The 13628-nt window shown below is 56.7% G+C and carries 12 protein-coding genes; 5 read left to right on the top strand and 7 right to left on the bottom strand.

All coding sequences use genetic code 11. From position 1 onward, the window contains the following. Nucleotides 1-71: 71 nt before the first annotated feature. Complete coding sequence (gene actS / locus ACUTSW_RS12010; RefSeq protein WP_445584514.1) at nucleotides 72-827, top strand: amidase activator ActS; 756 nt, start codon at nucleotides 72-74, stop codon at nucleotides 825-827. Nucleotides 828-876: 49 nt separating this feature from the next. Here actS and ACUTSW_RS12005 read toward each other — a convergent pair whose 3' ends face one another. From ACUTSW_RS12005 to ACUTSW_RS11995, 3 genes are read right to left on the bottom strand one after another with little or no spacing between them, the layout of a single operon-like run. After that, on the bottom strand, nucleotides 877-2265 hold the full coding sequence (locus ACUTSW_RS12005) for a c-type cytochrome (RefSeq protein WP_445584513.1): 1389 nt from the start codon (nucleotides 2263-2265) through the stop codon (nucleotides 877-879). Beyond that, complete coding sequence (locus ACUTSW_RS12000; RefSeq protein ID WP_445584512.1) at nucleotides 2262-3917, bottom strand: GMC family oxidoreductase; 1656 nt, start codon at nucleotides 3915-3917, stop codon at nucleotides 2262-2264. Before ACUTSW_RS12000 ends, ACUTSW_RS12005 begins: the two co-directional genes overlap by 4 nt. Nucleotides 3918-3927: 10 nt before the next feature. Further along, entirely contained in the window at nucleotides 3928-4491 is a 564-nt protein-coding gene (locus ACUTSW_RS11995) for a sorbitol dehydrogenase family protein (RefSeq protein WP_062868429.1), read from the bottom strand. 369 nt (nucleotides 4492-4860) lie between these two features. Between ACUTSW_RS11995 and ACUTSW_RS11990 the strand changes: the two genes are divergently transcribed. Further along, the gene (locus ACUTSW_RS11990; protein WP_062868427.1) at nucleotides 4861-6621 is read left to right on the top strand and encodes an ABCB family ABC transporter ATP-binding protein/permease; all 1761 of its coding nucleotides are present in this window, start codon (nucleotides 4861-4863) and stop codon (nucleotides 6619-6621) included. Nucleotides 6622-6672: 51 nt separating this feature from the next. Here the strand turns inward: ACUTSW_RS11990 and ACUTSW_RS11985 are convergent, their stop codons facing one another. Continuing rightward, on the bottom strand, nucleotides 6673-7062 hold the full coding sequence (locus tag ACUTSW_RS11985; RefSeq protein ID WP_004952346.1) for a tautomerase family protein: 390 nt from the start codon (nucleotides 7060-7062) through the stop codon (nucleotides 6673-6675). A gap of 148 nt (nucleotides 7063-7210) precedes the next feature. Here ACUTSW_RS11985 and ACUTSW_RS11980 point away from each other — a divergent pair, with 148 nt between their 5' ends. After that, on the top strand, nucleotides 7211-8155 hold the full coding sequence (locus ACUTSW_RS11980; protein WP_445584511.1) for a LysR family transcriptional regulator: 945 nt from the start codon (nucleotides 7211-7213) through the stop codon (nucleotides 8153-8155). Here ACUTSW_RS11980 and betI read toward each other — a convergent pair. After that, nucleotides 8113-8736, bottom strand: a complete 624-nt coding sequence (gene betI / locus ACUTSW_RS11975) for a transcriptional regulator BetI (RefSeq protein WP_445584510.1) — start codon at nucleotides 8734-8736, stop codon at nucleotides 8113-8115. The genes ACUTSW_RS11980 and betI overlap by 43 nt on opposite strands. 158 nt (nucleotides 8737-8894) lie before the next feature. Here betI and ACUTSW_RS11970 point away from each other — a divergent pair, with 158 nt between their 5' ends. After that, entirely contained in the window at nucleotides 8895-10439 is a 1545-nt protein-coding gene (locus ACUTSW_RS11970) for a BCCT family transporter (protein WP_445584509.1), read from the top strand. Between the two features lie 65 nt (nucleotides 10440-10504). Here the strand turns inward: ACUTSW_RS11970 and lldD are convergent, their stop codons facing one another. Together lldD and ACUTSW_RS11960 are read right to left on the bottom strand one after the other, a co-directional pair. Next, on the bottom strand, nucleotides 10505-11644 hold the full coding sequence (gene lldD, locus ACUTSW_RS11965) for an FMN-dependent L-lactate dehydrogenase LldD (protein ID WP_445584508.1): 1140 nt from the start codon (nucleotides 11642-11644) through the stop codon (nucleotides 10505-10507). 337 nt (nucleotides 11645-11981) lie between these two features. After that, nucleotides 11982-12902: a LysR family transcriptional regulator gene (locus tag ACUTSW_RS11960; RefSeq protein ID WP_445584507.1), complete on the bottom strand. Its 921-nt coding sequence runs from the start codon at nucleotides 12900-12902 to the stop codon at nucleotides 11982-11984. 434 nt (nucleotides 12903-13336) lie between these two features. Here ACUTSW_RS11960 and ACUTSW_RS11955 point away from each other — a divergent pair, with 434 nt between their 5' ends. Next, nucleotides 13337-13534 carry a DUF4762 family protein gene (locus ACUTSW_RS11955; protein WP_006327659.1) on the top strand — a complete coding sequence of 66 codons (198 nt, stop codon included), beginning with the start codon at nucleotides 13337-13339 and terminating at the stop codon, nucleotides 13532-13534. Nucleotides 13535-13628 lie beyond the last annotated feature (94 nt).

The following is a 13628-nucleotide window of genomic DNA, read 5'->3' as shown; positions in this document are numbered from 1 at the left end:
TGCCCCGGTGCAAATGTTACTATTGACGCCTGACGCGTATCAGCGCCCGGAAATATGATTGAGGACAGGATTTGAGCACAGGAAGCAAACTTGCGTGGTGGCGCCGCGCCGCAGTGTGTCTGACATTGAGCCTGCTGTTGGCCGGTTGTTCGAGCAAAAACAGCTATAACCGCGACTACGACAAACTGCCGAAGGGCACTTACAGCGGCAAATCCTATACCGTTAAACGTGGCGATACGCTGTATTACATCGCCTGGATCACTGACAGCGAAGTCAGCGAACTGGCACGAATCAACAAGATACGCCCGCCCTACGGGCTGGAAGTCGGGCAAAAACTGCGGCTGAGCGGCAGCGCCCCGACCAAAACGGCGTCAACCCGGCGTAAAAATACCTCGTCCGGCGCGGTGTTGGCTAAATCGACGCCGCCGCCTGGGGCTTCACGCTGCTGGCGCTGGCCGACCAGCGGCAAGATAGTGCAGAAATATTCCAACGCAGACGGCGGCAATAAGGGCATCGATATCGCCGGTGCGCGCGGCCAGCCGATCTTCGCTTCCGCCAAGGGCAAGGTGGTGTACGTCGGCAATCAACTGCGCGGCTACGGCAACCTGATCATGATTAAGCACGGCGAAGATTTCATCACTGCCTATGCGCATAACGACACCACGCTGGTGCGCAACGGCCAGGATGTGAAGGCAGGGCAAAAGATTGGCACCATGGGCAGTACCGGCACCGACTCCGTGTTCCTGCATTTCCAGATCCGCTATCGAGCCACCGCGCTCGATCCGCAGCGCTATCTGCCGCCGCAAGGCGCTTCGCCACCTTGTTAAGCGTGGAGATAACGGCCCGTTCCGTCAGGGAGCGGGCCCCTATCGCGGGCTATTTCCGCTTCCTTCCACATAGCCAGATCAATGCCAACAGCACCACCACCGCAACCCCGATGGCCGGAGCCATATAAGGCTGCAGCTTCGCCAGCAGCGGTACCGGGCCTCCGGTGCGCAGCATCGCCACGTCCTCCTCGCTTACCGTCACCGCCGGGTTGCCGTAGTTTTTCAGCACATAATTGCTGATGGCGGCGATTTGCCGATCGGTTAATGGATTGACGTAGGATTGCGGGCCAAAGTTCGGCATCAGCACGTCCTCGCTGCCTGCTTTGCGCTGCACGCCGAACAAAATGGCGGAGATCAGGTTGGCCGGGTTGCCGGAACCGGTGGCGGTATTGTTGAACAGCGAAGGGTAGGCCTGGTTTTTGCTGCCGCTGCCGTCCGGTTGGTGGCAACTGGCGCAGTTGCCGCTGAATAAGGACGCACCGTCGCTGACGGTATTATTGGCATTGGACGGATGCAGGCCGCGTAGCGTCGGTTCGACGTTCAGCGGTTGGCCAAAGCGGTCCGCCGCCTGCTTATCCTGAGCATCGCGGATCGGTACGGTACTTTTCAGGTAGACGGCAATGGCCATCAGATCCTGTTCAGGCAGGTATTGCAGGCTGTTTTCCACCGCCTCTGCCATGCCGCCAGCGGCCTGATTTTTCCCGGCGACCCGCCCGGTTTTGAGATATTGCACCAGTTCTTCATTGCTCCAGCCGCCGATGCCGCTGACGGTGTCCGACGTGATGTTCGGTGCATACCAACTTCCCACCATGCCCCCCGCCAGCGGCTTATCGGCGTTTTCCGCCATCAGCAGGTTGCGTGGCGTATGGCAGGTATCGCAATGTCCAGGGCCGTTGACCAGATAGGCGCCGCGGTTCCACTGCTCACTTTTCTCGGCATTGGGCTGAAAGCGGTTCTTATCCAGAAACAGCAAGTTCCAGCCGGCCATACTGAAGCGCATATTGAACGGGAAGGGCAGTGCGGTCGGCGTATTCTTCTGCTCTACCGGCTTCACCCCCTGCATAAAGTAGGTGTAGAGCGCGTGGATGTCCGCATCACTCAATTTGCTGTATGAGGTATAGGGCATTGCCGGGTAGAGATAGCTGCCATCGGCGCGCACCCCATCGCGCAGTGCACGAGCGAACTGTTGTTCCGTGTAACCACCTATGCCGTCATGCGCCGAAGGGGTGATATTGGTGGAGTAAATTACGCCCATCGGCGAGTTGATGCCGTAACCGCCGGCAAAGGGCTTGCCGCCGCCCGGTTGGGTGTGGCAGGCCTGGCAGTCCGAAGCTACGGCAAGCTGCTCACCCTGTTTAAGTAACGCAGCGCCATCGTCGGTCGCCAGGGCGGCACCGCTCAGCCCCAGTAACAGGGCAAATCCAAGTTGTATCTTCATGATTTTACCGCCAGCGATTGGGCGATGTCGTCGGCGGCCTTGATGCCCAACGCCGCCATGGTTAGCGTGCTGTTGACTACGCTGGCTGAAGGAATGGCACCGCCACCCGGCAGCCAGAGGTTGGCATGGTCGTGGGTGCGGCAGTTACCGTCTACTACCGAGTCATGCGGATCGCTGCCCATAATGGTGCCGCCCATGATGTGATTATTGGCGTTCAGGTTGGTGGTGATTTTGAATTCATCGGCATCGAACAGACGTCCAATATGCTCCAACTGTTTATGTGCGGCTTCGGCGCCCTTGCGCACGTAATCGCCGACGTCGTAATGAATATCGGGACACGGCAGGCCGTGAGCGTCCTTGCGGTTGGCGCTCAGCGTCAGGCGGTTGTTCGGGTCTGGTAACGGTTCCAGACTAATCGACAAATCAACGCCATAGGCCGCGCGCCGGCGGATCTCTTCATCCAGCACTTTACCTACCAGGCCCTGCGCCAGCGCTTTTTGCGTTGCTGGAACTATCTGATTGATATTATTAAGTATCATCTTGTTGGCAGAATAGTCCTTACGGAACTCGCCGTCGCGCGGTCCCACCAGGCAGCTGCTCTGCGCCGGGCCGCGGCCGAGCCACAGTGGCTCTTTAGCCAGGAAGGTGCAGTGAAAGCCGGAGTGATCCATCATATTGCGCCCAACCTGATCGGAAGAGTTGGCGATGCCGTTGGGGTTCTGTTTATTGGCGGCAAGCAGCAGCAAGCGCGGCGTTTCGATACCGTTGCAGGCCAGCGCGAAGGCGTTGGCGCTGGCTTTATGCGAGCGTTTTTGATTATCCAACCAGTGCACGGCGGTAACGCGATTCTGGTCGTCGGTATCAATTTTGTAGACCACCGACTCTGCCAGCACCACTGCGCCTTTCATTTCCGCGCGTTCGACATGATGAATGCCGTTATACATGGCGCCAATGGGGCAAATCGGCTGGCAGTTGTTGTTGCCGCAGCAGGTCGGGCGGCCTTTCCACGGGCGGATGCTGCGTCCCTGCGGGATTGGCACCGATCGGTAGCCGTGCGGGTTGACCACTTCGGCGAAGCGGGTGTCGCCATAGGCCCAGGGCACCATGTCCATCGGATAAGGTTTGCTGCGCTCCACCGGCGATTGCTGCGCCGGATCGTTGGGGCCTGCGACACCGATTTCCTCTTCCGCACGGCAGTAGTAGGGTTCGAGATCGTTATACGAAATTGGCCAGTCGCGACCGACGCCGTACAGCGTTTTCATCTGGAAATCGCTCGGCAAATGGCGCCAGCAAGATGCTGCCCAGTGCCAGGTGGTACCGCCGACGGTGCGCAGATAGCCCTGTTTGAAGCTGCTGGCGCTGGGGCCACTCAGGGCTACGTAGTTGTTTTCCGGGAAGTAGAGCGGTGCGGTGGCGTATTCAGATTGCGGATACAGCCCCTGGAAATCTGAGCCCGCCCGGTTATCGAACGGCATGTTGCGCCAGTTTTCCACCGCTTGGGCGCGATCGATGCGCAGGCCGGCCTCCAACACCAGGACGGAATAGCCGAGGCTGACCAGTTGGTCGGCCATGATGCCGCCGACAATGCCGGAGCCGACGATCACGATGTCGGCCGATGCGTCGCCATTGGCGGTAAATTCAGGTTTTTTCATCAGGATAATCTCAGCGAACGGGTGTCATGGTCATCGGCGGAGCGGCGGTCCACCACAGCGGGCCGTTGCCGCAATAGGTCGGTACAATCAGCGCATCGCTGGCGGGGCGGTACATCAGCGCATCCTTGTAGGCGATCAGCACAGCTTGCTGGCCATGCCCGACGGTGCCGGTATACCAGGCGCTGATAATGGCGGTGAGCAGATCCTGCAGGCCGGCCTGGATTGCCAGCGTTTGCAGCTGTTTGGCACTTTGCTCCGGCTGCAGCAAGGCGCTTAGCTGCTTAATCTGAGCCGAGAAATTGGGGATGCTGCCGCTCAAGGCGGTGAATATTCGCGCCGACATGCCCTGGTCGATGTCCTGATGTTCGGTAATAGTCCGGGACAGAGTGAAGAAACGTGCAAAGACAAGCGGGTTGGCTGCTGCGGTTTGCTGCTCAGCCTGGGTCAGAAATGGATAGCCAAGCAGGGAGGTGGCGACGAGGACGGAAGCCATGCCGAACAACACATCTCTTCTTCTGAAACCGGTTCCATTGTTGTCCGAACGCAAATTTTCGCTGGGTAATGCAGTGCTCATGGTGATTTTCTCGCAACGGGTGTTAAAGCCTGGGTAGGCGAAGGTAGGGCAGATACTGAATACAAGATGATGAAATAAAGATACTTTTGATTATTGATCGATAGCCAATAATTCATTTTATAATAATTTTTTCGGATATTAACTTGGCGGTAACTTCTCAACAACAAGTTTTAACGGCGAGCCTGAAAGATCGCACTTTAAGAATAAATGGGGCGAAGGAAAGCGGCAAAATTTCTGAGCTATGGAGGCTTGCTCCAGCGATCAAAAAAGGCGGCGATAGCGGATTTCATAAGGGTTTCGCCGTCATACGTGCCAAAATGGATCACTGGCCGACGTCGTCACTTTGACTGAGAAGATAAATATTACCTTATGGATCGCTCCCGTTTATTAACCTTCCTGCTGCCTTACCTATGGCCGAAAAATAACCCCAAACTGCGGTGGTATCTGGTTATAGCTTGTATTTTCATGGTGGTCGCCAAGGTCAGCACTTCGCTGGTGCCGCTGGCGTATAAGGAGATGGTCGACGCACTGAGCGCGGATACTGCGAAAATGCTGGCCATTCCGCTGGGGCTGATCGTCGCCTACGGCGTTGCGCGGGTCGGCGCCACGCTGTTTGAAGAACTGCGCAACGTGATGTTCATTCATCTCAGCCAGAATGCCACCCGCCTGCTGGGGCTGCGGGTGTTCAGGCAATTGCATGCGCTGAGCCTGCGCTTTCATCTGGAGCGCCAGACTGGCGGGCTGTCGCTGTCGATCGAACGCGGCACCCAAGCGGTGGCGACGGTGCTTTCACGGTTGCTGTTCTCTATTTTCCCTATCTTGTTCGAACTCACCCTGGTCGCGGTGATCATGTGGCATATGCTGAACGGTTGGTTCGCGCTGGCGATCCTGGCCACCGTCGGCGGTTATATCCTGTTTACCGTGATCGCGGTCAGCTGGCGCACCCGTTTCCGGCGTGAACTCAACAAGGCCAATGCCGATGCCAACAGCAAATCCATCGACAGCCTGCTGAACTATGAAACCGTAAAGTACTTCGGCAATGAAGAGTTCGAGGCCGAGCGTTTCAATATGTCGCGCCGGCTGTACGAATATGCCGCCATTAAAAACCAGTTCAGTTTTACCGCCATCAACCTCGGGCAAACCGCCATTATCTCCATCGGGTTGATAGTGATGATGGCGATGGCGGCGCAGGGCATTGTGCAGGGGCGGATGACGGTCGGTGACTTTGTGTTGGTGAATGCTTATCTGCTTCAGCTGTATCAGCCGCTGAATTTCTTCGGTTTTATTTATGCCGAAGTCAGACAAGCGCTGATCGATATGGAGAACCTGTTCGATTTGCTGCAGGAAGAGCAGGAAATCGTCGATAGTCCTGACGCCGCGGCCCTTCGGTTGTCTCGTGGCGAAGTGCGCTTTGAGGCGGTCAGCTTTGGCTATGATGCGCGTCGACCGATTTTGAACGACGTCAGCTTCACCATTCCGGCCGGTAACACCGTAGCGGTGGTCGGCGCTTCCGGTGCCGGCAAATCTACGTTGTCCCGGCTGCTGTTTCGCTTCTATGACGTGAACGGGGGGGCGGTACTTATTGACGGCCAGGATATCCGCAATCTGAAACAGGCTAGCCTGCGCGCGGCGATCGGCATTGTGCCGCAAGATACCGTGCTGTTTAACGATACCCTGCGCTACAACATCGGCTACGGCAAAACCGGATCCAGCAACGAAGAGATCGAACGGGCGGCTAAGCTGGCGCATATCCACGAGTTTATCGTCGGCCTGCCTGACGGTTATGAAACCCGGGTGGGCGAGCGTGGGCTCAAGCTGTCCGGGGGGGAGAAGCAGCGGGTGGCGATCGCCCGTACCATCCTTAAAAACCCGGCGATCCTGGTGTTCGACGAAGCCACCAGCGCATTGGATACCCAAACCGAACGCGAGATCCAGGCGCATCTGCGCGAGGTGAGCCGCGACCATACCACGCTGGTGATTGCCCACCGTCTGTCGACGGTGGTGGACGCCGACGAAATCATCGTGCTGGAGGCGGGAGAAATCGTCGAGCGTGGGCGTCATGAGGAACTGTTGCAAAGCGATGGCCGTTACGCCGCGATGTGGCAAAACCAGTACAGCGAGGAGTCATAATCTTGCTGGCTAACGTCCGGGCACTAACGAACTGGGCGTTAGCCGCAGGCATCACAATTCACCGGTCAGATACTGTGCCACGCCGTTGCCAAAACTCCAATCGCCCTTGCTGTTGGTGGTGATAGACACCATCAGGTCACTGCTTTCAATTCCACAGCTTTCTTTCAGCTCGCGGCTGAGATCGGCGTAAAACCGCTGTTTCTGCTCTTCGGCGCGCGGGCTGGTGATCACTCGCACCACCACCAGATCGCGGGTGCGCGTCAGGTTAAGGCCGGTGTCTTCGATCACCATATGGTGAGCCTTGTTTTCATGAACAATCTGATAGCGATCGCGCTGCGGCACCTCAAAGGCACTGAGCACGGCACGGTGGGCGGCATCGAGCAGGGTTTTCAGTTCGGCTTCGCTGCGGCCCTCAATGACTTCGAAGATAAGTAATGGCATTTGTATAATCCTGTCAGTGAGTTAATGAAATTTTAGATGCGTAGGGCAGCGTTTTTGCATCGCTTACGATAACTCATCTTAGCCAAGCCGCAGCGGGGGAAGAAGCGCTATACTTGAACTCATTGTTTATATAAATGAACAGTTGGCGATGAAAAATCCAAAAATAGAAACCCTGTGGACCCATTTGCACTGGCTTACCGTACTGGCCGAACAGGGCAGTTTCACCCGTGCGGCGGAGCGGCTGGACGTCAGTAAAGCGGCCATGAGTCAGAAAATAAAAGAGATCGAAATGCTGGCCGGGGTGCCGCTGGTGCAGCGAACTACCCGCAGCGTTCGGCTGACCGATGCCGGGTTGAGGCTGGTTGAGGAACTGCGTCAGCCTTTCGCGCAGATTAAACAGAGTTTCTCCGGCATTTGCGATTCCAGCGGGCCGCTGCGCGGTTCGATCCGGGTGACGGCGCCGGTGGCGTTTGCCCGCCAGCAGTTGGTGCCGCGTATTACCGGCTTTTTGCGCGCCAACCCGGAGGTTCGGGTGCAGCTTGAGGTGTCGGACCGGCTGGTATCGTTGGCCACCGAAGGTTTCGATCTGGCGATCCGTCATAGCGATAGCCTGCCGGATACGCACGTCGCCTGGCGGCTGTGCCCGACGGAAACGCTGGCGGTGGCGTCGGCGGACTATATTAAACGGCACGGCATGCCGTCATCTCCCGCCGAGCTGCAACGGCATCAGTGCCTTTACTATCCGCGGGGGAGCGAGCAGCCGGGCTGGAGCTTTGTCGCCAGGCACTCGACTGAGGGGAAAGTGGGCCAGGTCCGCGTGCCGGTCAGCGGACCGTTTGCCACCAACAACAGCGAGTCGATACGCGATGCGGCGGCGGAAGGGCTGGGCATTGCTCTGCTACCTGATTTCAGCGCGCAGCAGGCGCTGGCGGACGGGCGGTTGATTGAGGTACTGCCGGCCTGGCGCCCGATTGGCGCCTTTGCCGACAGTCTTCACGTAGTACGGCCCTATGCACCGCAGGTGTCGCGTGCGGTAACGGAGTTCAGCAGCTACTTGCGCGGCGCTTTTGCTGAAGGGTTTGCCGCCGGTTGACCTTCGTTCAGGATACGAATTACATAGTCGCAGGCAATGCGACAGTCCTGGCTGAGATTCGCTTCGCCGCCGGACAGGCTGCCACGCAGCCACAACCCATCGATCATCGCCGCCAGCCCGCGAGCGGCATCGCGCGCCTGTTGTTGCGGCAGTTCACGGCGGAACTGGCTGCAGATATTGGAATAAAGCCGACGATCGTTGGCGCGCTGCAGGCGGCGCAGCGGCGGCTGGTGCATGCTGGCGGCCCAGAAATCAAGCCAGGCACGCATCGAGATCGCATTGGTTTGGCTGGGATGAAAGTTACCCTGAATAATGGCAAATAGCTGCGATTGGCTGTCGGCGGCCGCCTGGCTGCGGCATTCGGCGACCGCGTCGCGCAGATCGCGCAAGATCTTGCGCATGGTGGCGCTCAGCAATCCCTCTTTATCGCCAAAGTAGTGGCTGACGATGCCGGTAGACAGCCCCGCTTCTTTTGCCACCTGCGACAGGGTGATGCCGGCCAGGCCGACGACGTTAATGGCCGCGAAGGCGGCATTAATCAACTGCTCCTTACGCTGTTCCGGAATGTCTTTACGGTACATTTTTTCCCCGACTGATAGGCAAATCACAGTTTTAATTTGATTGATTGAACGGTCAATCAATACTCTATATGCTGCAAAAATGTCAAATAAATGGCGATTAAATGTTAACTAAAGGTTGCGTTTAAATCGTCTGTCTTTTGCATCATGGAATCCTGCCAATGACAGTGAATAGTCTCCCATCGCACGGTGAACAACCGATTAGGTTAAATGCACCGGTATTTTTCAGCTCGGCGGCGGTGATCCTGCTGCTTGGCGTTTTGATTGTGCTGTTCCCGGCCGGTAGCAAGCAGTGGCTTAACCTGGCTCAGAGCTGGGTAGCCGATGTGTTCGGCTGGTACTACATGTTATTGATGGTTGCCTGTATGGCGTTTGTTTTTTGGCTGGCGTTGTCGCGTTTCGGCCAGATCCGCCTTGGGCCGGACGACGAGCAACCGCAGTTCAGTTATCCCTCTTGGGTGGCGATGCTGTTTTCATCGGGCATCGGCATTGCGCTGGTTTATTACGGTGCTTACGAGCCGCTGGATCACTTCCTGTCGCCGCCGGAAGGCAGCGGTGGCAGCGTGCAGGCCGCGCGTCAGGCGATGGCGCTCACTTTTCTGCACTGGGGGCTGCATGGCTGGGCGCTGTATGCGCTGATTGCCACCGCGCTGGCGTATTTCGCCTATTGCCGCGGCTTGCCGCTGGCGTTGCGCTCGGCGTTGTATCCGATCTTCGGCGAGCGCATTCACGGCGGCGTTGGTCATCTGGTGGACAGCTTCGGCATTTTGGTCACGGTGATCTCGATGGTGACCAATCTGGGGATCGGTGCCTTGCTGGTTAACTCCGGGCTGTTTTACCTGTTCGATATTCCGCAAAGCAACAGCGTGCTGTTGATACTGATCGTGGTGATGATGGTGGTAGCCACGCTGGCGGCGGTAACCGGCGTCGAGAAGGGCATCGCGATACTGTCCAATATCAACGTCGGTTTTTTGTGCCTGCTGCTGCTGTTCGTGTTTCTGGCCGGCCCGACGCTAAACCTGGTCAACGGCATGTTGCAGAACGTGGGGGACTATCTGACCTCGATTGTCAGCAGAAGCTTTGACATGTACCTGTACGGCAAGGCGCGCCAGTGGCAGGGCGCCTGGACGCTGTTCTACTGGGCCTGGTGGGTGGCGTGGGCGCCGTTTGTCGGCCTGTTTATCGCGCGCATCTCCAAAGGGCGCACTATCCGTGAATTGATCTTCGGCGTGTTGCTGATCCCGCTGGGCTTTACCCTGGCGTGGTTGTCGATCTTCGGTAACACCGCCATCAGTCTGGTGCTGGAAAGCGGGCAGGCGATCCTCGGCCAGGTGGCGGTGAGCGATCCGCCGATGGCGGTGTTCAAGCTGTTCGAATACCTGCCCTATACCCAACTCACCGCCGGTTTCACCGTGTTGATCAGCTTTGTGCTTTTCCTGACGCCGGTCGATTCCGGCACGCTGATGATCGCCAACCTGTCTTGCCAGGGCGGCTCGGCGCAGGATGATGCGCCGGCCTGGCTGCGCATTTTCTGGGCCGCGGTGACCACCGTGGTGTGCATTGGCCTGTTGTATGCAGGCAGCTTCAGTGCGATGCAGACCGCCGTAGTGCTGTGCGGCCTGCCGTTCTCGGCGGTGATCGTGTTGTATATGGTCAGTCTGCATAAGGATCTGCATCGCTACGCCATGAAGCCGGTGACGACATGATAATACGTAGCGTTCATCGACAAGATGAGCTTCGGCGCTGATCCTTAAGGGGGCACCGCCGTGATTCAGTGCCCGGCGACCAGCGAGCCGGCGCCGATCTCCGCAATGGTTTTCGCGCCGGTGAGCGTCATGGCGACGCGCATCTCCTTGTCGATCAGTTCCAGCAGATTACTGACGCCGGCACCGCCGGCGGCGGCCAGTGCATAGACGAAGGCGCGCCCCAGCAGCACGCTGTCGGCGCCCAGCGCGATCATGCGCACTACATCCAGACCGCTGCGGATCCCGGAATCGGCCAGCAGGGTAATCTCCCCTTTTACCGCATCGGCGATCGCCGGCAGCGCGCGGGCGGTCGACAGCACGCCGTCCAACTGGCGGCCGCCGTGGTTGGAAACGATAATGCCATCGGCACCGAAACGCACTGCATCTTTGGCGTCTTCCGGATCGAGAATGCCTTTGATGATCATCGGTCCCTCCCAGAATTCGCGGATCCATTCCAAATCCTTCCAGGAGATGGAGGGATCGAAGTTCGTCCCCAACCAGCCAATGTAATCCTCCAGGCTGGTGGGTTGGCCGCGATAGGCCGATACGTTGCCCAGATCGTGCGGCTTGCCGCGCAGGCCAACATCCCAGGCCCATTGCGGATGAGTAAATGCCTGCAGCATGCGGCGCAGGGCGGCGTTAGGGCCGCTCATACCGGAATGGGCGTCACGGTAGCGCGCGCCTGGCACCGGCATATCGACGGTGAACACCAGCGTTTTCACTCCGGCGGCTTTGGCCCGCTCCAGTGCGTTACGCATAAAGCCACGGTCCTTCAGGACATACAGCTGGAACCACATCGGCCGATCGATAGCCGGCGCCACTTCTTCGATCGGGCAGACCGACACGGTGGAGAGGGTGAAGGGAATGCCTTTCTGCGCCGCAGCTCGGGCGGCCTGTACTTCACCGCGACGGGCGTACATGCCGGTTAACCCGACGGGCCCCAGTATTACCGGCATCGCCAGGTTTTCGCCGAACAGGCTGGTTTCCAGACTAAGATCCGACATATTGCGCAGCACGCGCTGGCGCAGGGCGACGTTAGCCAGATCCTCGGTATTACGCCGTAGCGTATGTTCGGCGTAAGCCCCGCCGTCAATATAGTGGAACAGAAAAGGGGGGAGCTTGGCCTGTGCAGCGGCCCGGTAATCGGTTGACGCGGAAATAATCATGTTTTTACTCTCTGCGATGGAGGCCGCCGATTACGGCGTGCGGGGGTAATCTCGGCCTAAAATGTAGCGGAAGTGTTAATAATTATGCTGTGTTTATTCTAAGCCTAATAGGTGAAGGGATTCTATGCCGGTTTTTTGAGCAGGCTTGGCAAGGGTAAGAAGTAAGGGGGCTGGGGTAATGAAATCTCTAATTAAAGATGTTTTAAATCAGTATGTTATATTTTACGGGAATGCGCAGAGGCATTCATTAGGCGTGAATTTGCCACAGTTTATGTCTGAAAGTGATCTAATCCCTGTTGCCGACGGTGAAAGTTACATGGCGATAATGTGAACCGATTCAAAAAAAGTGGCTGATATTTTGGTAGGACGTAATGATATGTTCGATCAGCAGGCGGGTTTTTAACGGCAAATTGCGGGTGTAGGGATAGACGGCGTAAACGCCTAATACTTTTGCACAATGGCCGGCTAAAATTTCCACCAGTTTACCGTCCTGCAAATCCTCGTACACCATGCAGCGCGGCACCATGGCAATGCCATAGCCGCCGATGACCGCTTTGCGGATCGCGCGGGCGTTATTGGCGGACAGGTTGCCGTTGACCTGCAATTCGTAAATGTCGCTGCCGCCCGGTTGCTTCATTAGCCAGTTATCGGTACCGCTTTCCTGATAGGTATACGTCAGGCAATTATGTTCGAGCAGATCAGCGGCCGACCGGGGCTGAGGATGGCGCTCAAGATAGCCTGGCGAGCAGACGATCACCCAGCGGGAGTCCAGAATTGGGCGTGCGATAAGGCTGGAGTCGGGTAGGGTACCGGTGCGGATCGCCAGATCTACGCCTTCCTCGACCAAATCGACAAAGCGGTTTTCCAGCCGCATTTCTACCTTCAGGTTTGGATGTTGCGCGCAGAACTCCGCCACGCTTTCGCTGAGCAACAGTTCCCCGGAAATGGTTGGCACCGACATACGGACAGTGCCGGTCAGTTCTTCACTTTTTTCACTGACGGCGTATAGCGCATCCTGAACTTTCATGCCGATGTCTTTGGCCTGCTGGTAGAGCGCCAGGCCGCTTTCCGTGAGCGTCAGACTTCGGGTAGTGCGGTACAGCAAGCGCGCGCCGAGGGACTTTTCCAAACGACCGATACGTTTGCTGACCACTGAGCTGGTCACGCCGGCGGTTTCGGCGGCTTTGCTGAATGAGCCGCAGTCAACAATCAGGGCAAACAGAATCAGGTCATTGGCGTATTCGTGTGTGGCTAGCATTGGCATCCTGTCATCGCAGAGACCGGTTTGATACATCAGTGTAAATCCGGCACGTCAGGAAGCAATCTTTTCATCGCGGCTTACCGGCTTTTTAAACTGGTCAGATCTGATTATTTCTTATTTAAATAGCGCCTCATTTAAGAATTATCCTTTCCGTTACCTTCCCATTATTACTGGGATTTTCTTATTTTCTTATTTTTTATTTGTTTTTTAATAGAGTTATCTTATCAATAAGACTTAGTGGGTAAAGTAACGCTATGGCTGAATGTAAATAATTGTATTGATCTGCCAGTTTGAGAAGGCTATTATTTTTGCGACTTGGTTTCATCGTTAGTCAATTGTCCCTGCAATGGTTTTTCAGAATTGTTTTTTGCCTGAGGTGAAAAACAATAGCGTAGTGTATTTCTGATTTTAATATAAATAAGGATATTGTAATGAAAAAGATCAATCTGTCTGAAGCGGAAAAAATCGTTGGCGGCACTTTCTCCTGTGCCAAAAATTTCGAGTGGGTGGGCAACGGCAATAACCGGACCTGCAACCTGGTAACCACCTGCGCGGATAAATTCGGCGGAGTGAAAAAAACCTACCGTCCGGCGCCTTCGGCCAGCTGTGGTACCAGCGTGCCTAATTAACCCAAATGGGCTGAACGCCTGCATTTAGGTTAAGGGTTATCAAGCGGGGTGGTTTCTGCGCCACCCCGCCTTGGTCCTGCCGGCATTTTATCAA

The organism is Serratia sp. TSA_198.1 (assembly GCF_052686505.1).
Note: the sequence above shows the minus strand (reverse complement) of the source record. Positions and strands in the feature narration are given on the sequence as shown.